The organism is Bacillus suaedaesalsae (assembly GCF_016890225.1).
GTDB classification, from domain to species: domain Bacteria; phylum Bacillota; class Bacilli; order Bacillales; family SA4; genus Bacillus_BS; species Bacillus_BS suaedaesalsae.
Window position 1 is genome coordinate 15009 of record NZ_JAFELM010000007.1, and the last position, 21699, is coordinate 36707.

A 21699-nucleotide genomic window follows, 5' to 3' on the forward strand; every position below is an offset into this window, starting at 1 on the left:
AATGGGGGCCTGTCCCCCATTCCTTTAAAGTACTAAAGTCTTGAAGGTGACGAGGGGGAGTTAGGACGATGTCGATTTCGTATAAGGATGCAGGCGTTGATATTGAAGCGGGTTATGAAGCGGTTTCGAGAATGAAGAAGCATGTCGAACGGACAAAGCGTAATGGTGTCCTTAGTAGTATTGGTGGCTTTGGTGGGATGTTCGATCTCTCCAGTCTAAACTTGAAGGAGCCTGTGCTTGTTTCTGGAACGGATGGAGTTGGCACGAAGCTGATGCTGGCATTTATGATGGATCAGCACGACACGATTGGTATTGATGCTGTCGCGATGTGCGTGAATGATATTGTCGTACAAGGTGCAGAGCCGTTGTTCTTCCTTGATTACATCGCGTGCGGAAAGGCAAAGCCAGAGAAAATTGAAGACATCGTAAACGGAATTTCAGAAGGCTGTGTTCAAGCAGGATGTGCGCTTGTAGGCGGAGAAACAGCTGAAATGCCAGGAATGTATGACGAAGATGAGTACGACTTAGCTGGATTTGCTGTCGGTGCGGTTGAAAAATCCAAAATCATAACAGGCGAAACAATCAAACCTGGAGATTGCCTAATCGGACTAGCTTCTAACGGTCTTCATAGTAACGGATTCTCCCTTGTCCGTAAAATCCTTCTTGAAAAAGCTGGCCACGCTCTAACTGACCAAATAGAAGGACTAGACAGCACGTTAGGAGAAGAACTTCTCAAGCCAACAAAAATCTATGTAAAACCAATTCTGCATGTACTTAAAACCTACAACATAAAAGGTATGGCACATATTACAGGTGGTGGCTTTATCGAGAATATTCCTAGAATGCTTCCAAAAGGCTGCGGAGCAGAAGTCGATCACGGTTCATGGCCAATTCCAAACATATTCAACGTTCTCGGGCGCGAAAGCACGTTAAAACAAGAAGAAATGTTCAACATTTTCAATATGGGAATCGGCATGGTCCTAGCTGTAGCTGAAGAAGATCTAGTGAACATCATCAAGGAATTAGAATCTCAAGGTGAAAAAGCCTATATCATTGGACGAGTGAAAAGTGGAACTGGTGTCACATTCGGAGGAGGAGCATTAACATGATTTCCCTTGCTGTGTTTGCATCAGGTTCAGGAACGAACTTTCAATCCATTGTTAACGCAACGAAAAAAGGCGAACTACAAGCAACGATCAAAGTACTATTTTGTGATAAAAAAGAGGCAAAAGTAATTGAACGTGCAAAAGCAGAAGGTATTCCAGCCATCGTTCTCACGCCAAAAGAGTTCCCTTCCAAAAAGGAATACGAAGAAGCAATATTAACACAATTAAAAGAACTACAAGTAGATTGGATTATATTAGCTGGCTATATGCGCTTAATTGGAGAAACTCTACTTCATGCATACGAAGGAAACATCGTAAACATCCATCCTTCGTTGCTACCCGCATTTCCAGGGAAAGATGCAATCCAGCAAGCGTTCCAAGCAAAAGTAAAAATTACAGGCGTAACGGTTCACTTTGTCGATGAAGGAATGGACACAGGTCCAATTATTGATCAAGAATCAATCCGAATTGACGAACATGAAACATATGAAAGCTTGCAAGCAAAGATTCAACGGATTGAGCATGTATTATATCCAAAAACGATTCAAGCATTAGTAACAAGGGGGCATCATTCGTGACAATTAAACGTGCATTAATCAGTGTATCGAACAAGGAAGAACTCGTTCCATTCGTACAAAAACTAGCAGAACGCGGTGTAGAAATTATTTCAACAGGTGGAACTCACAAACTACTCGAGGAAAACGGAATCAAGGTTATCGGTATTTCAGAAGTAACGAACTTTCCAGAAATGATGGACGGTCGTGTCAAGACCCTTCACCCGATGATTCACGGCGGTTTATTAGGACTTCGTGACAATGAAGAGCATGTTCAAACGATGACTCAACATCATATCAAGCCTATCGACTTAGTAGTTGTGAACTTATATCCATTCAAACAAACGATTCAAAAAGCAGACGTATCATATGAAGAAGCAATTGAAAACATTGATATCGGCGGTCCGTCCATGCTGAGATCAGCAGCGAAAAACCACAAGTTCGTAACAGTTGTCGTAGACCCGGCAGACTATGAAACAGTTTTAACAGAACTTGAAACACGTAATTCTATCTCATATGAAACAAAACAACGCCTTGCAGCAAAAGTGTTCCGTCACACTGCGGCTTATGATGCACTTATTGCAGACTATTTAACCCAGCAAGTGGGAGAAGAAAAGCCAGAGTCATTAACGGTTACATATGAAAAAAGGCAGGATTTACGTTATGGAGAAAATCCACATCAAAAAGCAGCATTCTATCAAAAGCCACTAGTTGAGACAGGTACAATTGCAACAGCCCAGCAATTACATGGAAAAGAGCTTTCCTATAACAATATTAACGATGCAGATGCAGCCCTTTCGATCGTAAAAGAATTCAATGAACCAGCTGTTGTGGCTGTGAAACATATGAATCCTTGTGGAGTAGGAGTAGGTGAAACGATTCAAACTGCTTTTGACAAAGCGTACGAAGCAGATCCTGTCTCCATCTTTGGCGGGATCGTTGCAGCTAATCGTGAAATCGATGAGGAAACGGCCATAAAGCTAAAGGAGATCTTCCTTGAAATTATTATTGCACCAGCATTCACAGAAGAGGCGCTAACGATTCTTACTTCAAAGAAAAACCTGCGTCTGCTTCAAGTTGAGATCGAAAATCGTCAAACAAACGAAAAGAGATTAACGACAGTTAGTGGTGGTCTGCTAGTTCAAGAAAGTGATTACTTAACATTTGATGATGCAGTTATCACAATCCCAACAAAGCGTGAACCTACAGAAAAAGAGTGGGAAGATTTAAAGTTAGCTTGGCAAGTTGTAAAACATGTAAAGTCAAATGCAATTGTATTAGCAAAGGATGGCATGACAATCGGAATTGGTGCAGGTCAAATGAATCGCGTCGGATCAGCTAACATTGCGATCAAACAGGCAGGAGAAAAAGCAGCGAGTTCAGCATTGGGTTCTGACGCTTTTTTCCCAATGGATGACACAGTAGAGGCAGCTGCAAAAGCAGGTGTAACAGCCATCATCCAGCCAGGTGGTTCCATTCGTGATGAAGATTCAATCAAAAAAGCAGATGAATACGGCATTACGATGGTATTCACAGCAATTCGTCATTTTAAACACTAGGAGGGAATCATATGAATGTGCTCGTTATTGGTCGTGGAGGACGTGAACATACATTAGCATGGAAGGCTTCGCTAAGCCCTCTAGTGAAACAAGTATTTGTAGCACCTGGTAACCCAGGGATGGCAGAGGTTGCAACACTCGTTTCAATCGATGAAAATGACCATACATCCTTAATTTGCTTTGCAAAAGAAAATAACATCCAATTAACAATCGTTGGCCCAGAAGGCCCGTTAGTGGATGGAATCGTTGATGAGTTCCAAGCAGAAAATCTTCCTATTTTCGGTCCTACAAAGGCTGCAGCAATGATTGAAGGCAGTAAAGGATTTGCGAAGGATCTTATGAAGAAATATAGCATACCAACGGCAACTTATGAGACGTTTTCTAGCTATGAAGCAGCACGTGCGTATATTGAAGAAGTTGGTGCTCCCATTGTGATAAAAGCTGATGGCTTAGCTGCTGGAAAAGGTGTTGTAGTGGCTATGACCCTCAAAGAAGCATTAGATGCGATTGAAGCGATGATGGTAGACGGTGCATTTGGAAATGCAAGCAGACAAATTTTGATAGAAGAGTATTTAGAAGGTGAAGAGTTTTCGTTAATGGCGTTTGTTAACGAAGAGAAAGTATACCCAATGGTCATTGCACAGGATCATAAGCGTGCTTTTGACGGAGATAAGGGTCCAAACACTGGTGGAATGGGAGCTTACTCTCCGGTACCTCAAATATCAGACGCAGTTGTTCAAGAAGCGATCACAACCATACTTTATCCTACGGTAGAAGGAATGCTGGCAGATGGAACACCGTTTAGTGGAATTTTATATGCCGGGTTAATGCTCACTTCTACTGGTCCTAAGGTCATTGAATTCAATGCCAGATTTGGTGATCCGGAAACACAGGTTGTGCTCTCTAGATTAGAAAGTGATCTAGTAAAAGTAATGATTGATATAATAGCTGGAAAAGAACCGGCACTAGTATGGTCGGAACAAGCAGTTGTAGGAGTAGTCGTAGCATCTAAAGGATACCCAGATCGTTACGAAAAAGGTCATGTAATAGAAGGGTTATACAAGATACAAAAAGCTCAAGTTTTCCATGCGGGTACGTCCATTCTTAATGAAAAACTCGTAACAAATGGAGGGCGTGTATTGTTGTTAGCCTCATCTGGTGAAACGATTCAACGAGCACAAGAAGTTGTCTATGAAGAATTAAAGCATATTGAAGTAGAGCAGCTATTTTATCGAAAAGACATAGCGTCAAAGGCTATCGTACACGCTTCCGTTTAATATAAGCGAACGCGATTGCGATAATGCCACCAATGGCAGCAGCAAGTACGAATGACATATCAAGAACATATTCCCAAAACATGTAACCAGCTCCTTAAACTCGTCCCCCTCATGAAGCAAGGGGGATGTTTTATTTTTACTTAAGTAGGATTAATTGCTGTATCGTGTTCTTTTCTTTGTTCGTCATCCTCTTTGTATTCATTATATAAATACGTCAGAGGGCAGAATCGAACGATACCTTCTCCAATCTTCATTGCAGCAAGAATTGCGACAAGAAGATAGCTTTCTTGAGGATTACGTCTCGATAGCTTTGCCGTTGCAATCGCAAGTAAAGTAAACCCACATGTTATTCGAATTAATGCATTTATAATCCCGATATTCGGTTTCATAATCGTCACCTCAGTTTTCACAAATTTTCTAAAATCTTTAATGCGTTACCCTACTAATTATGATAGGATAAGTAAAAGAATGATGAACGGAGGAACGTGAATGGTTGAGTCAAAATACCGCTGGAGAAGTCTGCAATTACGTAAAGCTGTAGACATCATAGATGGAAAGCGTTCACCCCAGATGGTATTGAAAAATGCCACTTTTTTGCATTCTGGCTTTAAACAATGGATTACTGCGAACATCTGGATTCAAGAGGACCGGATTGTATATATAGGCGAACAATTACCAGCAAAGGATGAAAACAGTGAACAAATTGACTGTACTAATTTGTTCCTTGTACCAGGTTATATTGAACCACATGCACATCCATTTCAGTTATATAATCCCCACTCATTAGCTCAATATGCATCCCAATATGGCACAACTACATTAGTGAACGATAACCTTGTCTTGTTTTTACAGTTACCAAAAAAGAAAGCGTTTTCTTTAATGGATGATATGAAAGATTTACCTCAAAGTTTGTTTTGGTGGAGTCGTTTTGACTCTCAATCACAAATGACAAATGAAGAGGAGCTCTTTTCAATAAAAAATATTAATGCCTGGCTTGAACGAGACGATGTGATCCAAGGTGGAGAGTTAACGGGATGGCCGAAGTTACTTGCAGGTGATGATATGATGCTTCACTTCATTCAGGAGGCGAAGCGTAAGAACAAACTCATTGAGGGACACTTTCCTGGGGCATCTGAAAAGACGTTAGTAAAATTGAAGCTTCTAGGCGCTGATTCAGATCATGAATCACTTTCGGGAAAAGATATATACTACCGATTATTACATGGATACACGGTGGCTTTAAGATATTCGTCCATTCGACCGGATTTACCACTGTTATTGGATGAACTAAAGGAGCTAAGCCTTCAAAGTTATGATTCGCTTCTATTTACAACAGATGGTTCGACGCCATCCTTCCATGAGCAAGGTTTTATTGATGTGATGATTAAAATGGCAATCGAGAGTGGAATACCAATCATTGACGCCTATCATATGGGATCTTATAACGCCGCAAAGCACTTCCGTCTTGATGGTATTTTAGGTCAAATTGCTACTGGTAGAATTGCGAATATTAATTTCCTTACATCGAAAGAACATCCAACACCTGTCAGCGTTTTAGCAAAGGGTAAATGGCTGAAGCGTGACGGCAAAGCAATGTATGAAAACGCACCTTTCTCATGGGCAAATAGCGGAATGGATCCATTAAAGGTTGACTGGGAATTAACAAATGATGATCTGCAATTCTCCATGGCACTCGGTATGAAAATGGAAAATGCGGTTATTATGAAGCCATATTCGGTAAATGTAGATCCTTCAGTAGAAGAGCTTTCAGAAGAGCATGATGAAAACTTTTTATTGCTACTAGATAAAGATGGAAAATGGCGTATTAACACGATGTTAAAAGGGTTCGCAACGAAACTTCACGGACTTGCAAGCTCATATTCCAATACAGGGGATTATATTGTCATTGGAAAACGGAAGAAAGACATGATTCTGGCGTTTAACCGTATGAAGGAAATAGGCGGAGGCATTGTTCTTGCCCACAATGGTGAAATTATCTTTGAATTGTCCCTTCCTCTAGGAGGTAGAATGTCAAAACTACCACTTGAAGAGCTGATCGTAAAAGAAAAGAAATACAAAGAAATCATGATAGAGAAAGGGTATCCTTATATCGATCCAGTGTATACGCTATTGTTTCTATCATCCACACACCTGCCGTATATTCGCATTACACCAGTAGGAATCTATGATGTGATGAATAAAACTGTACTCTTTCCCGCAATAATGCGTTAAACTATAAGAGTATTTATAGACATTTTTGTAAAACTAAACCGTATAGAAGAAAATTTTGAAGCAAAGGTTGTGTAACGATGAAGCGAAGTCTCTTATATACTCTACTAATTGCACTACTTACTCTTATTGTCGGTTGCTCGAAGGATGTCGCTGAGCCGGCAGTATCAGAGCCAGAAGAAGATGAAGTAGTGGAAGAGACGGTAGAAGAGGAAACGTTTGAGGCGAACTATCCACTGACAGGGATTGAGACAAACGAAGATATTAATAGACGAACAGTGGCTGTTATGGTGAACAATCACCCAAAGGCACGTCCACAATCAGGCTTACACAAATCTGATATTGTGTATGAAGTGTTAGCCGAAGGCGACGTAACACGTTTTCTAGCCATTTTCCAAAGTCAAGTTCCAAAAAAAATCGGACCTGTTAGAAGTTCACGTGACTACTATATTACACTAAGTAAAGGGTATGATGCGTTTTATATCGCTCACGGATTTAGCCCTGATGCAAAAGAGATGTTAGATGCAAAAGTAGTAGATAATATTAACGGAATGGAATATGACGGCACACTATTTGAACGTGCAGATTTCAGAAAAGCGCCTCACAACTCGTATATCACATATGACAATATAGTGAAGGGTGCAGAAATGAATGATATTGCAACTACTCATGATGTGAATCCACTTCCGTTTTTAACAGAAGATGAGTTAGCAGGTATTGAAGGTAAAGATGGGAAATCTATTAAAATTGCGTATTCTAGTAAGAATTATGCAACGGCAGAGTACATGTATGATGAAGTAGAACAAACATATTATCGTTATAGTATGGGCGTGATTACAGAGGACCTTGATACGAAAGAGCCGGTTTCGATTGATAACCTATTTATCGTAGAAACAACTCATAAAGTAATTGATGATGCTGGAAGAAATGATATTGATTTAACATCCGGTGGAAAAGCATACTTACTTCAAAAGGGGAAAATGAAAGAAGTAGAATGGAAAAATGATGATGGACGCATTCTTCCATATGTAAATGGAGAAGCAGTGAAGCTGGTACCAGGTAGAACATGGATTAATATCGTTCCGACGTTATCTAAAGTATCACAACCAACTACAAATTAGAGGATTGAGGAGAACTTATATGCAAATAGATAAATTACGTGGAAAAGAGCTAGATCAATTATTTGAAGCAATTTTGTCTTTAAATGATATTGAAGAGTGTTATCGTTTCTTTGATGATTTATGTACAGTGAACGAAATTCAATCTTTAGCTCAGCGTTTAGAAGTTGCCAGAATGCTACGTGATGGCTTAACCTACCACAAAATCGAATCCGAAACAGGTGCAAGCACAGCGACAATCTCCAGAGTAAAACGCTGCTTAAACTACGGAAACGATGCCTATCAAATGGCGCTTGATCGCTTACAAACGCAAGAGAATAAATAAGTGCAGAAACCAGCGGGATATTCGCTGGTTTTTTTGTACGGTTCAAAGTCTTGAAATGTTGAAATAGTAGTTTGTTTAGCCTGAGGATAGTGATTTCGCCGAAATATAAATATAGTCGCCGAATCGTACGAGGAAATCGACGAAATATATGTGAAGATCGTCGAATAACTACAGATTTTCGCCGAATAGTGTTTGAATATCGCCGAATTAGAATATAATCGTTGATTTATAAGTGTTATCGCCGAATGAGGGATTCATTTTGACTTCAAATATAATAAAAGAAGTCCATTATTAGCCAAAGGTATATAAAAAATTGAATAGTAACACCCGATAGAATTAACATCTTTGTTTTAACCCGTTTCGAAAATGAAATTTCATTCCCTTTAACGGGAAATGAGGGCTTTTTCATGTTTACAATTCGACACGGTGCCAGGCACAAGTCGAATTTTGTATAAAAGTAATTTGATTAAGTTCAAAAAATTAGTTTCATACTGTTAGATAGTAAATTCATGAAAATTGGGGATAACATATGGAAAATCGATATGTAAAAGTTCAAAAAGTGGTTGAGTATGATGCGGAAGGTGGAATGTTTATTTCCAACAGCGTCTCTCAAAATCAAGAGATATTTTTTTCGTTCGAAAATAATAGGTTGTCTGAAGTCTCAATTTTCCTTACAAATAAAGTATTTAATCTTTTAATCAATGAAGAGGAAAAGAGATATATTGAAGAACAGTTAAAGGTGAAAAAGTGGGAAGTTATGCCCTTTACGTTTAGAAAGGTTGAGGGAGTTGTCTGGGATAACTATCCGATTATAAAGCGTGTACATTTTTCAATTCGTGAGTCAGATTTGATTCTAACTGCACATTATAAAGATTGGATGCTTCATACGATAACAGCTCCGTTTTATAACCGAACATCAGGGCACAAGGAACATGCGCTTATACATTTAAGTGAAGTGTCTATTGCGAAGATAGATGAGTGGATTAAAGGGGAAATGGTCGATCCTCAATATAAAATAATATAGTGAATAGGAGGCAGGTTCATTCTGCTTTCTTTTTATTACTTTTTAATCAAATCTTATTTTTTAAAAATAAAATTTCCCGAAATAGGACACTATATAAACAAAAAGTGACCTAAAAGGTGGGAGCAGGATTGGAAATTTCACATAAAAGCGTAACCTTATCAACATCTGAAATGTCTTTCTTATGGCAAAATTACATAGGTGACACATTAATTATCTGCATGTTTAAACATTTCCTACAACACATTGACGACCCGGATATTGAAAACCTTATTAAGCAAGGGTTAGCGTTAGCAGAAAGACATACACAGCAGGCAAAGGAATTATTCGAGTCAGTAGAGTTCCCTATTCCAAAGGGTTTCGGACCACAAGATGTTTACTTAAATGGGCCACGATTATTCTCGGATAAATTTTATACCTACTATTTACAACAAGCGTTACGCGGGGCAATGGCAAATTATACGCTAGCGTTCTCTATGTCTCATCGTGAAGATGTTAGGAGTTACTTCATGCATGCACTTCATGAAGACACAGAATTATTCAATAAGACGACTAATTTAATGCTCGAAAAGGGATTAGCTCAACGCCCTCCTCAAGTTCCGATACCTAAACAAGTAGATTTTGTTTCAAATAAAGAATTTTTAGTAGAGTGGTTTGGACAAGAGCGTCCTTTATCCTCCATTGAAATCACAAATATTTATATGAATATTGAGACAAACCTGTTGGGTTCGGCGTTAATGACTGCTTTTAGTCAAACTGCTGAGGAAAAGAAATTGAAAAACTACTTTAAAGACGGGCTACAAATTGCAACTAGTCATCTCGAAACATTCACTAAAATACTGGCAAAGGATTCACTTTCGTTTCCGCCAACTTGGAATCCAGAAGTAACGGATGCTGCGAAGCCGGCATTCTCGGATAAGTTAATGCTTTTTCATGGAGGGTTAGCAACAGCTGCAGGTGTTGGAAACTATGGTCTTAGCATGTCGGCTAGCCAACGGTTAGACCTCGGCGCATTGTATGGGAAGTTAAGTGCTCAAATTGGAAGATTTGCTGAAAAAGGAGCAAAGTTAACGATTGAACACGGATGGCTTGAACAACCCCCAATGTCCATTGATCGTGATGGGATAATGAAAAAGATGAAGTAGTACCTTAATGGGTGCTGCTTTTTTTATTGGCATCGTGATTTTGAAGTAATTATTGAAGTGGAAGGTTCCTTGCTCCTGCGGAAAGCAAGCTGCTGAAACGTATAAAAAAACACTAGCACAAGAAACAGGCTATCTGGGTCAAAAAAACCTAGGGACCATATGGCTATTCCTGACTCCCTTGAGCACTACTGAATTTCTAATAAAATTACCAACAAATTCCCGTCATATAGGAGGGAGATTTTATGTTCAATTTGTTATAATGGTCTAATGGAAATGAATTTTGGAGGAAACCTCATGTACGATATAAAAGAATGGAAACATGTATTTAAAGTAGATCCGAATAAAGAGATTAGTGACGAAGAGTTAGAGCGTATTTGTGAATCCGGGACAGATGCTATTATAGTTGGTGGCAGTGACGGAATTACGGAAGATAATGTGTTGAATATGTTAGTTCGAGTGAGACGTTATTCTGTGCCGTGCGCGTTAGAGGTTTCGACCATCGATTCGATCACACCAGGATTTGATTATTATTTTGTCCCATCTGTTTTAAATAGTGAAGATCGTAAATGGATTGTTGGTCTGCAGCATGAAGCACTAGTCGAATACGGTGACATCATGAACTTTGATGAGATTGTAGCAGAAGGATACTGTGTATTAAATCCTGATTCGAAGGTAGCGCAATTATCGAACGCAAACACTCATTTAACAGACGATGAAGTAATTGCGTATGCTAGACTAGCAGACAAGCTATTTCGCTTACCAATCTTTTATTTAGAATATAGCGGGGTCTATGGAAACCCTCAATTAGTGAAGAAAGTAAAGGAAGAGCTTGAGCATTCAAGACTGTTTTATGGTGGAGGAATTCAATCTGTAGAGCAGGCTAAAGAAATGGCACAAGCTTCTCACACTGTCGTAGTAGGTAACTTACTATATGAAAATGTAACAGAAGCACTTAAAACAGTAACAGCTGTAAAAGAAATAGGGTAGCTTTCTAGTGTAAGATTATGTATGATTAAGGAACGTATGTTCGTTATATCCACTGATTTGATAGTTTCACTTTATATAATTGTAGGGCGGTGTAAATATGCAATATTTATCAAATAAGCTACTATCCGGGTTAAATCCTGAGCAACAAGAAGCAGTAAAGGCGACAGACGGTCCATTACTGATTATGGCCGGTGCAGGTAGTGGTAAGACAAGAGTGTTAACTCATAGAATAGCGTACCTTATGGCTGAGAAGGAAGTAGCACCATGGAACATCTTAGCGATCACGTTCACGAATAAAGCAGCTCGTGAGATGAAGGATCGTGTTTCAAAAATTGTCGGCGGAGCAGCAGAGGAAATTTGGATTTCAACGTTTCACTCCATGTGTGTGCGTATTCTTCGCCGTGACATTGATCGCTTAGGTTATAGCCGTAACTTCACAATCTTAGACACAACTGATCAATTATCAGTAATTAAAAATGTTATGAAAGATCGTAATATAGATACGAAAAAATTTGAGCCTAGAAGTATGCTAGGTTCAATTAGTAGCGCAAAAAATGAACTTATTACACCAGAAGAATATGCGAAAACGGCTGCAGGTCCGTATGAAAGTATCGTTTCTAGTGTGTATCAAGACTATCAAAAAAGATTACGCAAAAATATGGCGTTAGACTTTGATGACCTGATAATGACTACGATTACGTTATTTATGCGAGTTCCAGAAGTATTGGAATATTATCAACGTAAGTTTCAATATATTCATGTGGATGAGTATCAAGATACGAACAGAGCGCAGTATATGCTTGTTAAGCAGATGGCTAGTCGTTTCCAAAACCTTTGTGTAGTAGGGGACTCTGACCAGTCGATTTACCGCTGGCGTGGTGCGGATATTAGTAATATTTTATCTTTTGAGAAAGACTACCCTAGAGCAAAGGTTATTTTACTAGAGCAAAACTACCGTTCCACAAAGCGAATTTTGCAAGCGGCTAACGAAGTAATCGAGAAGAACGGGAATCGTAAACCGAAAAAGCTTTGGACTGAGAATGATGATGGAAACAAGATTGTTTACTATCGAGGCTCAACGGAGCAAGACGAGTGTTACTACGTCGCAGGAATCATTAAGCAATTGATGAACTCAGGACAAAGAACAGCTTCTGATTTTGCCGTTCTCTATAGAACAAATGCACAATCCCGTGTAATGGAGGAAGTGCTGCTAAAGTCGAACATTTCCTATAACATTGTCGGGGGAACTAAGTTCTATGATCGTAAAGAAATAAAAGATATCCTTGCGTATTTACGTCTAATTGCAAACCCAAATGACGATATTAGTTTAGAGCGTATTATTAACGTTCCGAAGCGTGGAATTGGTGCGACAACTCTTGATAAGATTGTAAACTATGCGGCTCTACATGATATGTCAATTTATGAAGCACTCCAAATGGTTGAGTTAATTGGGCTAAGCGGGAAGGTGACAAACGCTTTAGTCGAATTCCGTGACCAGTTGAGGAACTGGGTGAACATGCAGGAGTTTTTATCTGTAACTGAATTAGTAGAAGAAGTGTTACAGAAAACAGGCTACCGTGACATGTTAAAAAATGAGAAAACACTTGAAGCAGAAGCACGCTTAGAAAACTTAGATGAATTTTTATCTGTAACGAAGAACTTTGAAGCAAATACAGAAGATAAAAGTTTAATTGCATTCTTAACAGATTTAGCATTAGTTGCTGATATTGATAAACTAGACGAAGATGAGGACAAAGATCAAGGTAACGTGATTTTAATGACACTGCATGCGGCGAAAGGGCTAGAATTCCCTGTCGTGTTCTTAATGGGGATGGAGGAAGGCGTGTTCCCGCACAGTCGTTCATTATTCGATGAGGAAGAAATGGAAGAAGAACGCCGATTAGCGTATGTAGGAATCACACGTGCAGAGCAAAACCTATATATTACAAATGCTCAAATGCGTACATTATTCGGCCGTACGAACATGAATCCAGTCTCTCGTTTTATTTCAGAGATTCCTACTGACTTATTAGAATCAGCAAATGTAGAAGAAGAGAAGAAGTCACCGTTCGGGGGCTCAGGTTCTGGCAGCTTCTCTCGTCCAGCTGAACGACGTCAACCGGTTATGCGCCCAGTTGCAAAAACAACAGGTGGAGAAGCAATCGGCTGGAATGTTGGCGATAAGGCAGAGCATAAGAAGTGGGGCGTAGGAACAGTAGTAAGCGTAAAGGGTGAAGGTGAAGCGAAAGAGTTAGATATCGCATTCCCAAGTCCGATCGGTATCAAGAGATTACTAGCGAAATTCGCTCCAATTGAAAAGGTATAATACCTCTTTACCACTTTAAAGCATCGGGGGCCTGTCCCCCAGTGCTTTAAAGTGAAAAAGTGTACATATAGGGAGATGAAAATATGTCTGAGCAACTGCATGCTAGGATTGAAGAGCTTCGAAATCTTTTAAATAAATGGAACTATGAATACCATGTACTCGATCAGCCTACGGTACCAGATAGTGAATATGACAATGCCCTACATGAGTTGATCCGTTTAGAAACAGAGAATCCGGATCTTTTAACAGCGGATTCTCCCTCTATGCGTGTTGGCGGAGCGGCATTATCTGTTTTTGAAAAAGTAGAACATCGTACGGCAATGTTAAGTTTAGGAAATGCTTTTAATGAAGAAGACTTACGTGACTTTGATCGCAAAGTGCGCCAAGGTGTCGGTGATCAAGTTTCATACATGTGTGAGCTGAAGATCGACGGTCTAGCGGTTTCTTTGCGTTATGAGGACGGCTTGTTCGTTCAAGGAGCTACACGTGGTGACGGGTCTATCGGTGAAGATATTACGCAAAATTTAAAAACGATTCGTTCGATTCCGTTGCGATTAACGAAACCATACAGTTTAGAGGTGCGCGGTGAGGCGTATATGCCGAAGAAGTCTTTTGAAGCACTAAATGAACAAAAGAAGCTTGCAGGAGAAGAGCTTTTCGCAAATCCACGAAACGTTGCAGCAGGTTCTCTTCGTCAACTTGATCCGAAGCTTGCAGCTAAGCGTAATCTAGATATTTTCGTGTATGGAATTGGTAACGTTGGTTCTACTGGTGTAACCTCACATAGCCAAGGTCTAGACTTACTTCATGAACTAGGTTTCAAAACAAACCCTGAGCGTCAAAAATGTGCAAGCATTGATGAAGTAATTGAGTATGTTCAAAAATGGCAAGAAAAGCGTCCTAACTTAGCATATGAGATTGATGGAATTGTCATTAAGGTAGATTCACTAGAGCAACAAGATGAACTAGGTTTCACAGCAAAAAGTCCTAGGTGGGCAATTGCCTACAAGTTCCCGGCTGAAGAAGTCGTTACGAAGCTTATCGATATCGAACTTAGTGTTGGAAGAACAGGTGTAGTCACACCTACAGCACTTTTAGAACCGGTACGAGTAGCAGGCACAGTTGTAAAAAGAGCATCACTACATAATGAAGATTTAATTCGTGAGAAAGACATAAAGCTTGGAGATACAGTAATCGTCAAGAAAGCTGGCGACATCATTCCTGAAGTGGTAGGAGTGTTAACAGAACGTAGAACCGGTGAAGAAATAGACTTTTCTATGCCCTCACATTGCCCGGAGTGTGAGAGTGAACTCGTTCGTCTTGACGGTGAGGTGGCGCTGCGTTGTATTAATCCAATGTGTCCTGCACAAATTCGTGAAGGACTCATTCACTTCGTCTCACGTGATGCGATGAACATTGACGGCCTTGGAGAACGTGTAATTAGTCAGCTTTTTGAAGAAAAGTTAATTTCAGATGTAGCAGACATCTATCGTCTTGAGAAAGATCAACTCATTCAACTAGAAAGAATGGGGGATAAATCGGCCACAAACTTAATTAACTCGATAGAAGCATCTAAATCGAACTCACTTGAAAAGCTTTTATTCGGTCTTGGTATTAGACATGTTGGCGCGAAGGCAGCGAAGACGTTAGCTCAGCAGTTTGAAACAATTGAACGACTGCAAGAAGCAACGGTTGATGAGCTTGTAGCGGTTAATGAAATTGGTGATAAAATGGCCGAATCGGTTGCAACTTATTTTAATAATCCGGAAGTACAAAAACTTATTTCTGAACTACGTGATCTAGGTGTTAACCTTGTCTACAACGGACCGAAAGCGGTGAATGTTGCAGACATTGATTCGTATTTTGCAGGTAAAACGGTTGTTTTAACAGGTAAGCTTGAAATTTTATCACGCAATGAAGCAAAGGAGAAAATTGAACTTCTTGGTGGTAAGGTTTCTGGAAGTGTGAGTAAGAAAACAGATTTATTAATTGCGGGTGAAGCTGCAGGATCAAAGCTAGAAGCGGCTCAAAAGCACGGCGTGGAAATATGGGATGAGGCAAGATTAGTTGAAGAACTAAAAAAGTAAGGGGTGAAAAGGGATGAGGAGATTAGGGATATTCATCATCGGAACAATTCTCTTATTGAGTGGCTGTGTACCTCAGTTTGAAAAGGATGAAGAACTTGTTCAAGAGACCGAAAACTCACAGGAAACCGCGATTGTTCCTAAATATAAAATTTCGGATCAATATTATCGAACAGTATTACCTTTTAATCCAAGTGAGGCGAGAGGTAGAGTTGTAAGCGGAATTTACAACCGACTCGATATTGATGAATTTGAAACAGGATTAATGCGTCTTTCACAAAATACGTTTCCATCTGATGATTATTTATATCAAGATGGACAGTATTTAGACGGGGAAACGGTAGGCAGTTGGCTGCAAAGAAAAATGTCAGATGCCGAAGTTGAAAGTGAGCTTGCGAAACAGAAAGGTAAGAAGAAAGAAGTTAAGAACTTAGGATTAAATCCAATCAAAGTAACAGAGGGCACGGCTAAAGACAAAAATGAAGCTGCGCCGATTTATTTATCTCACATCATGGAACAAAACTACCTGAAAAAAGACGCGGAAGGTAAAGCGGAGTTAAGTGGAATTTCAATAGGTCTTGCATTGAACTCTGTTCATTACTATGAGCAAGAAGATGGTTATCCGAGAGAGTATGTTATTCCTGAGGCAAAAATAGAACAGTATGGAAAAGAACTGGCAAATGAAGTGTTGAAGCGAATCCGTGCGATTGAAGGGTTAGAAAATGTTCCTGTCGTAATTGGATTGTTTATGCTTGAAGAAAAACAATCAGTCGTTCCAGGTAGCTTTTTTGCTTATACAGAAGTGAAAGGGAAGAACAGCACAATTGATAAGTGGAATGTCGTGAAGGAAGCCTATTATTTATTACCAGGTAAAGATGCACAAAAGGATTACCGTGATGACAACACGAGAATGTTGAATTTCAAATCTGAAATCGACGATTATTTCCCGAACTATACAGGGGTAATTGGACGAGGCTACTACCTGGATGAACAGTTAACTGAGTTAACAATCGAAATTCCGATGCAGTTTTATGGGAAAGCGGAAGTTGTTGGCTTTACACAATATGTGACGGGTCTTGTTATGGAGCATTTCCCGAATTACTTTACAGTAAAATGCTATATTTCATCTATTGATGGGCCAGAGGCGTTGATCGTAAGAGAAGTTGATATGGAAGAACCATATGTTCATATTTATCAATAACTTTTTAGTCTGAAAGGTTTGAAAGAATAAGAGTACTCAGTTAGAATAAGGAAGTAGGATGAAAACGCTTTTCATAATGGAAAAGTATCATATTTTTCTGAAAGCTAATGAAAAATTTAGGGGGTAGGAATCAATGGTAGTACCTTACAAACATGAACCATTTACAGATTTCTCAGTAGAAGCAAACAAGAAGGATTTTGAAGTTGGTCTTGCAACTGTTGAGTCATATTTAGGACAAGATTACGATTTAATTATTGGTGGAGAGCGCATCTCAACTGAAGGGAAAATTGTATCTGTCAACCCAGCAAATCATGAGCAAGTAATTGGTACAGTTTCAAAAGCTACTCAAGAGCTAGCTGAAAAAGCAATGCAAGTAGCAGACGAAACATTCAAAACATGGCGTAAAGTAAAGCCTGAGGTGCGTGCTGATATTCTTTTCAAATCAGCTGCAATCATTCGTCGCCGCAAGCATGAGTTTTCTGCAATTTTAGTAAAAGAAGCAGGTAAATCATGGATGGAAGCTGACGTAGAATGTGCAGAAGCAATTGACTTCTTAGAGTACTACGGCCGTCAAATGTTAAAATTAAAGGATGGCATGCCAGTAGAAAGCCGTCCAATTGAATATAACCGTTTTAACTACATACCACTTGGTGTAGGTGTAATTATTTCTCCATGGAACTTCCCGTTCGCAATCATGGCAGGTATGACGACTGCTGCTTTAGTAGCTGGTAACACAGTATTATTAAAGCCGGCTAGTACAACTCCTGTAGTTGCAGCGAAATTCATGGAAGTACTAGAAGAAGCAGGACTTCCTGCAGGTGTTGTAAACTTCATTCCAGGAAGCGGAGCAGAAGTTGGAGACTACTTAGTCGATCACCCACGTACTCGTTTTGTAAGCTTCACAGGATCTCGTGACGTAGGTCTACGTATTTATGAGCGTGCTTCTAAATTAAGTGAAGGCCAAATTTGGTTAAAGCGTGTAATCGCTGAAATGGGCGGTAAAGATACAATCGTAGTTGATAAGGAAGCTGATCTAGAATTAGCGGCTAAATCAATCGTTACATCTGCATTCGGTTTCTCTGGACAAAAATGTTCAGCATGTTCTCGTGCAGTTATCCATGAAGATGTATATGATCAAGTATTAGCTCGTGCAGTTGAATTAACAAACGAATTATCAATCGGTGATGCTAGCGTTTATGGTACTTACATGGGTCCAGTAAACGACCAAGCAGCATTTGATAAAGTTATGAGCTACGTTGAGATTGGTAAGCAAGAAGGTAAGCTAATGACTGGTGGAGAAGGAGACGACTCTAAAGGCTGGTTCGTAAAGCCTACAATTTTCGCAGACGTTGCAGAAGATGCTCGTCTAATGAAAGAGGAAATCTTCGGACCAGTGGTCGCATTCTGTAAAGCTCGTGACTTCGATCACGCAATCGAAATCGCAAACAACACAGAATACGGCCTAACAGGTGCAGTAATCTCTAACAACCGTGCAAACATCGAAAAAGCACGTGAAGATTTCCACGTTGGTAACTTATACTTCAACCGTGGATGTACAGGTGCAATCGTTGGATACCAACCATTCGGCGGATTCAACATGTCAGGTACAGACTCAAAAGCTGGTGGACCAGACTACCTAGTACTACACATGCAAGCAAAGACAACTTCAGAAATGCTATAAAAGTGAAAAAATCTCCTCTATGTTTGAGGAGATTTTTTTTATTTTTGATGTGTTTTGATCCTGAAGCAATCGTTGTTTTAATGGAGGGTGCTTGACTCCTGATGAGAAGATCACCACCGACCCATGTGAAAAGCAAGAACATGTTATTTTAGTAGAGTTAACGTATCTTCGATTTCCTTCGTCATTCTATAAGCGCCTGACGACTGGTTCGAGCAGACAGTTATGATTGTTTCATCATGAGGATAATAGGCGGAGTGAAAGCTTACACCGGGATCATAGCCCATTACATGATACTTCACAACTTTATTACTTGTGGTATGAATCCAAATACCATACCCATAACACTCACCTTCACTAGATTCTGCATGAGGTATTAGAAGTTTTTCTAACGTTTCTTCCCTTAATAAACGACCATAAAATAATGACTCCCAAAACTTCGTCATATCCAGTGTCGTAACAAATGCACCACCATCAGAACCACCTTTTACAGGTAATGAGTAGATATTTGTTTTCCACGATCCATCTTCAAGGTCGATATATCCAGTTGCAGTCCTAGTCGGTAAGCAATCAAACGAAAAATACCCTGAATCTATCATTCCCGTAACCTGAAAAATGTGCTGTTCCACATACTCAGTAAACTCCAGATTAGTAGCTTGTTCCACAATCAAGCCTAGTACGATATATCCTGCATTATTATAGTGAAAACGATCTCCTACCTGATACTTCATTTTTTCATTTTGAAATAAAGGTAAGAAGTCTTTCAATCTTCTAATATGATACATCGGTTTACTTACCCATAACTCTTCAAAATCACTCATTACTTCTTCATCAAAGTAATCTGGTATTCCTGATGTATGTGTGAGCAAATGATGAATCGTAATCTCCTTGTCAAAGAGAGGGAAATCTACGTCAAGGCAATCTATTAGTGGTGTGTCAAATGTTAGAATTCCTTTCTCAACAAGCTGACATATCGCTATGGACGTAAATACTTTACACCCAGAAGCAATTCCGAAACGTGTGTTACGATGATTCTTAATCTGCTCAGACCGATTCGCGTACCCATAACTAGATTCAAATAAGATAGATTCTTGATTTTTGACAAGAACTGATCCTGAAAATTGAAGCGACTCTTGTAAATGATTTATTCGTTCAATTAATGTAAGCATCATATTCTCCTTTTCTATTGATGAATCAATTTTACCATATTCTAGTAATTTAATGTCCAGTGAGTGGATTGGAATTATCCGCCCTTTTCCAGTATGATGGGGAAGGGAATTTTAATGTAGGTTAGGATGGTTTAAATGACGTCATTTCTCTTGTTAGTCGGATTAGGCTTAGTTTCAGCGTTTATTGGGACATTAGCTGGAGGCGGGGGAATTATTACGTTGCCGGCAATGATGTTAATGGGGATTCCGATTCAAGTGGGAATCGCGACGAATAAGTTCTCCTCAGGAGTGGCATCGTTTACGAGTGTCCTGTATTTAATAAAATATAAATTATTTACGCTAAAGGCACTTATTGCACTGGTTGCTAGTGCATTTGTGGGTGGAATAATCGGTGCGCTCATTACAACGAGTGTCAGTGAGCAAACGATGAACATTACCGCATTAGTGCTCTTAGTTTTTTCTTTATTCGTTACCATGAAAAATAAACAATGGGTTTCTGATGCTAAAGAGACTCTGAAGAATCAAACCCCATTTAGTAAGGTTATTCCGTTTTTTATTGCGATTTATGATGGTGGCTTTGGTCCGGGGTCCTCTACTTTTGGAATCATACACTTCATGCGTCAGCAGTTTTCGTATGTAAAAGCTGCACAGCTATCAAGGGTAATGAATTTCGGAAGCTGTGCGGGTGCATTTATTCTCTTTTATCACACAGGTTTTGTTGATTGGCATTATGCAATTGCCCTGGCGATTGGATCCGCACTCGGTACACAAGTTGGTTTAGCTGCATTACCGAAGATCCCGTTGAAATTAGCGAGGACACTACTAATCACAATCATTTTTATGTTGATTGGACAAGTTATGGTGAGAACTTTTTAGAGTGCTGGGAGGGAAGTACTCTTTTCGACAAAATTCGGGTGGTGCCTGGCACCACCCGAATTTTCTTTGAAAAGGCCCAAGAAAGTTAGAAAAATAGAGAAAATTGAAGCTTACACGTCAAAAAGCGACTAAAATAGTTAAAAATTAAATATTTCGAATATTTACAATAAACAGAATATATAATAATATAAAACCAAGCCAAACAGAAAGGGTGATGCAAATTGAAGCATACACAATACGGTAAACCATAAATGAACAAAAAGAAAGGAAGTGATTCCAGTGACAGAGTGAAAGGCGAAATGTACAAATGGTACATGGGGATCTACCACAACTACTTACCAAGAAAGGGTGATGCGATTGATTTAAAACAAGAAGTTAAAAACTATGTATCTATCGGTATGGCAAAACGTTAAGAAAAGGTGATTCCAATGTATAGAGAAAGGCGAAGGCAGGCATAGCGCATGATGCCGGGATAACATAAGTTCTCTTTCCGAATTACTTAGAAAGGATGGAAAAAGTGGATATTGAGATAGTATAGGCGACTTCGTTACTACCAATTTAGGTAAAACGGGGTCGCATTTGTTTTGTAGTAGAAAATATAGTTTTTCCAGTTTTTAGGGGAAGGCTCATAAAATTTCATTTGGGCTCATAAATTTAAAGCTAGGCTCATATAATGATCATTTGGGCTCAAAAGTGATAGTGATCGGCTCATAAAATTAAAGACAGACTTTTTGTAAGTGGAAAATTACACATATTGTTAAAAATCAGCTTGTGTTTCTCCAAAAAAAACAATATTTTTTCTGTTAACTATCATAAAAATCACCTCTAAAATCATAGTCAAATTGTCCTCAAACGTCCCCTGAAATCACCAAAATCCGAACATTAATTTTATAAATTTAAATGTATAGATATAGCCTATATCGTGCCTGAGAGTTATAAAAAGATGAAATTAATGAATAATTATACATAACAAGTAAATTCATAACACGGTGAAATATGACCTATGCAATCTGGTGTGTTATACTAAAAACCTTGATAAATCTA

The 21699-nt window shown here is 39.2% G+C and carries 18 protein-coding genes; 15 read left to right on the forward strand and 3 right to left on the reverse strand.

The genetic code is table 11. From position 1 onward, the window contains the following. Window positions 1–68 precede the first annotated feature (68 nt). The 4 genes from purM to purD are packed head-to-tail and all read left to right on the forward strand — an operon-like array spanning window position 69 to window position 4496. Entirely contained in the window at window positions 69–1109 is a 1041-nt protein-coding gene (gene purM / locus JR050_RS00905) for a phosphoribosylformylglycinamidine cyclo-ligase (protein ID WP_204201633.1), read from the forward strand. Then, complete coding sequence (purN, locus tag JR050_RS00910) at window positions 1106–1684, forward strand: phosphoribosylglycinamide formyltransferase (protein ID WP_204201634.1); 579 nt, start codon at window positions 1106–1108, stop codon at window positions 1682–1684. Before purM ends, purN begins: the two co-directional genes overlap by 4 nt. Beyond that, window positions 1681–3219, forward strand: a complete 1539-nt coding sequence (gene purH, locus JR050_RS00915; protein WP_204201635.1) for a bifunctional phosphoribosylaminoimidazolecarboxamide formyltransferase/IMP cyclohydrolase — start codon at window positions 1681–1683, stop codon at window positions 3217–3219. The genes purN and purH overlap by 4 nt, the downstream gene beginning before the upstream one ends. An 11-nt stretch (window positions 3220–3230) precedes the next feature. Beyond that, on the forward strand, window positions 3231–4496 hold the full coding sequence (gene purD, locus JR050_RS00920) for a phosphoribosylamine--glycine ligase (RefSeq protein ID WP_204201636.1): 1266 nt from the start codon (window positions 3231–3233) through the stop codon (window positions 4494–4496). On the opposite strand, the gene JR050_RS20635 is transcribed toward purD, so the two are convergent. Together JR050_RS20635 and JR050_RS00925 are read right to left on the reverse strand one after the other, a co-directional pair. Continuing rightward, on the reverse strand, window positions 4474–4578 hold the full coding sequence (locus JR050_RS20635; protein ID WP_346726686.1) for an EYxxD motif small membrane protein: 105 nt from the start codon (window positions 4576–4578) through the stop codon (window positions 4474–4476). The two genes, purD and JR050_RS20635, sit on opposite strands and share 23 nt — an antisense overlap. A 58-nt stretch (window positions 4579–4636) precedes the next feature. Next, on the reverse strand, window positions 4637–4885 hold the full coding sequence (locus tag JR050_RS00925; RefSeq protein ID WP_204201637.1) for a YgaP family membrane protein: 249 nt from the start codon (window positions 4883–4885) through the stop codon (window positions 4637–4639). 100 nt (window positions 4886–4985) lie between these two features. Here JR050_RS00925 and JR050_RS00930 point away from each other — a divergent pair, with 100 nt between their 5' ends. The 10 genes from JR050_RS00930 to pruA all read left to right on the forward strand — a co-directional run bounded on the left by JR050_RS00930 (window position 4986) and on the right by pruA (window position 18613). Further along, a complete protein-coding gene (locus tag JR050_RS00930; RefSeq protein ID WP_204201638.1) occupies window positions 4986–6728 on the forward strand; it encodes an adenine deaminase C-terminal domain-containing protein in 1743 nt (580 codons plus the stop codon). A 77-nt stretch (window positions 6729–6805) separates the two neighbouring features. Continuing rightward, window positions 6806–7846, forward strand: a complete 1041-nt coding sequence (locus tag JR050_RS00935; RefSeq protein ID WP_204201639.1) for a DUF3048 domain-containing protein — start codon at window positions 6806–6808, stop codon at window positions 7844–7846. Between the two features lie 19 nt (window positions 7847–7865). Next, complete coding sequence (locus JR050_RS00940; RefSeq protein WP_204201640.1) at window positions 7866–8168, forward strand: YerC/YecD family TrpR-related protein; 303 nt, start codon at window positions 7866–7868, stop codon at window positions 8166–8168. A 529-nt stretch (window positions 8169–8697) separates the two neighbouring features. Next, complete coding sequence (locus JR050_RS00945; protein WP_204201641.1) at window positions 8698–9192, forward strand: hypothetical protein; 495 nt, start codon at window positions 8698–8700, stop codon at window positions 9190–9192. A gap of 128 nt (window positions 9193–9320) precedes the next feature. Continuing rightward, window positions 9321–10334 carry a DUF3231 family protein gene (locus JR050_RS00950; protein ID WP_204201642.1) on the forward strand — a complete coding sequence of 338 codons (1014 nt, stop codon included), beginning with the start codon at window positions 9321–9323 and terminating at the stop codon, window positions 10332–10334. A 294-nt stretch (window positions 10335–10628) separates the two neighbouring features. Continuing rightward, window positions 10629–11321 (forward strand): heptaprenylglyceryl phosphate synthase, encoded by a 693-nt coding sequence (pcrB, locus tag JR050_RS00955; protein ID WP_204201643.1) that lies wholly within the window; start codon window positions 10629–10631, stop codon window positions 11319–11321. A gap of 97 nt (window positions 11322–11418) precedes the next feature. Beyond that, on the forward strand, window positions 11419–13647 hold the full coding sequence (pcrA, locus tag JR050_RS00960; RefSeq protein WP_204201644.1) for a DNA helicase PcrA: 2229 nt from the start codon (window positions 11419–11421) through the stop codon (window positions 13645–13647). Between the two features lie 83 nt (window positions 13648–13730). Then, entirely contained in the window at window positions 13731–15734 is a 2004-nt protein-coding gene (gene ligA / locus JR050_RS00965; RefSeq protein ID WP_204201645.1) for an NAD-dependent DNA ligase LigA, read from the forward strand. Between the two features lie 13 nt (window positions 15735–15747). Beyond that, window positions 15748–16932, forward strand: a complete 1185-nt coding sequence (locus tag JR050_RS00970) for a CamS family sex pheromone protein (RefSeq protein ID WP_204201646.1) — start codon at window positions 15748–15750, stop codon at window positions 16930–16932. A 133-nt stretch (window positions 16933–17065) separates the two neighbouring features. Then, a complete protein-coding gene (gene pruA / locus JR050_RS00975; protein WP_204201647.1) occupies window positions 17066–18613 on the forward strand; it encodes an L-glutamate gamma-semialdehyde dehydrogenase in 1548 nt (515 codons plus the stop codon). Window positions 18614–18756: 143 nt separating this feature from the next. Here pruA and JR050_RS00980 read toward each other — a convergent pair whose 3' ends face one another. After that, a complete protein-coding gene (locus JR050_RS00980; RefSeq protein WP_204201648.1) occupies window positions 18757–19782 on the reverse strand; it encodes a serine hydrolase domain-containing protein in 1026 nt (341 codons plus the stop codon). Between the two features lie 132 nt (window positions 19783–19914). Between JR050_RS00980 and JR050_RS00985 the strand changes: the two genes are divergently transcribed. After that, entirely contained in the window at window positions 19915–20655 is a 741-nt protein-coding gene (locus tag JR050_RS00985; RefSeq protein WP_204201649.1) for a sulfite exporter TauE/SafE family protein, read from the forward strand. Window positions 20656–21699: the final 1044 nt, after the last annotated feature.

Excerpts from the sequence above, each read along its gene's own strand:
- purM (WP_204201633.1), top strand. The coding sequence starts at position 69 with ATGTCGATTTCGTATAAGGATGCAGGCGTTGATATTGAAGCGGGTTAT.
- pcrB (WP_204201643.1), top strand. The coding sequence starts at position 10,629 with ATGTACGATATAAAAGAATGGAAACATGTATTTAAAGTAGATCCGAAT.
- JR050_RS00930 (WP_204201638.1), top strand. The coding sequence starts at position 4,986 with ATGGTTGAGTCAAAATACCGCTGGAGAAGTCTGCAATTACGTAAAGCT.
- JR050_RS00985 (WP_204201649.1), top strand. The coding sequence starts at position 19,915 with ATGACGTCATTTCTCTTGTTAGTCGGATTAGGCTTAGTTTCAGCGTTT.
- JR050_RS00980 (WP_204201648.1), bottom strand. The coding sequence starts at position 19,782 with ATGATGCTTACATTAATTGAACGAATAAATCATTTACAAGAGTCGCTT.
- JR050_RS20635 (WP_346726686.1), bottom strand. The coding sequence starts at position 4,578 with ATGTTTTGGGAATATGTTCTTGATATGTCATTCGTACTTGCTGCTGCC.
- purD (WP_204201636.1), top strand. The coding sequence starts at position 3,231 with ATGAATGTGCTCGTTATTGGTCGTGGAGGACGTGAACATACATTAGCA.
- JR050_RS00945 (WP_204201641.1), top strand. The coding sequence starts at position 8,698 with ATGGAAAATCGATATGTAAAAGTTCAAAAAGTGGTTGAGTATGATGCG.
- pruA (WP_204201647.1), top strand. The coding sequence starts at position 17,066 with ATGGTAGTACCTTACAAACATGAACCATTTACAGATTTCTCAGTAGAA.
- JR050_RS00925 (WP_204201637.1), bottom strand. The coding sequence starts at position 4,885 with ATGAAACCGAATATCGGGATTATAAATGCATTAATTCGAATAACATGT.
- ligA (WP_204201645.1), top strand. The coding sequence starts at position 13,731 with ATGTCTGAGCAACTGCATGCTAGGATTGAAGAGCTTCGAAATCTTTTA.
- JR050_RS00935 (WP_204201639.1), top strand. The coding sequence starts at position 6,806 with ATGAAGCGAAGTCTCTTATATACTCTACTAATTGCACTACTTACTCTT.
- purN (WP_204201634.1), top strand. The coding sequence starts at position 1,106 with ATGATTTCCCTTGCTGTGTTTGCATCAGGTTCAGGAACGAACTTTCAA.
- JR050_RS00970 (WP_204201646.1), top strand. The coding sequence starts at position 15,748 with ATGAGGAGATTAGGGATATTCATCATCGGAACAATTCTCTTATTGAGT.
- pcrA (WP_204201644.1), top strand. The coding sequence starts at position 11,419 with ATGCAATATTTATCAAATAAGCTACTATCCGGGTTAAATCCTGAGCAA.
- JR050_RS00940 (WP_204201640.1), top strand. The coding sequence starts at position 7,866 with ATGCAAATAGATAAATTACGTGGAAAAGAGCTAGATCAATTATTTGAA.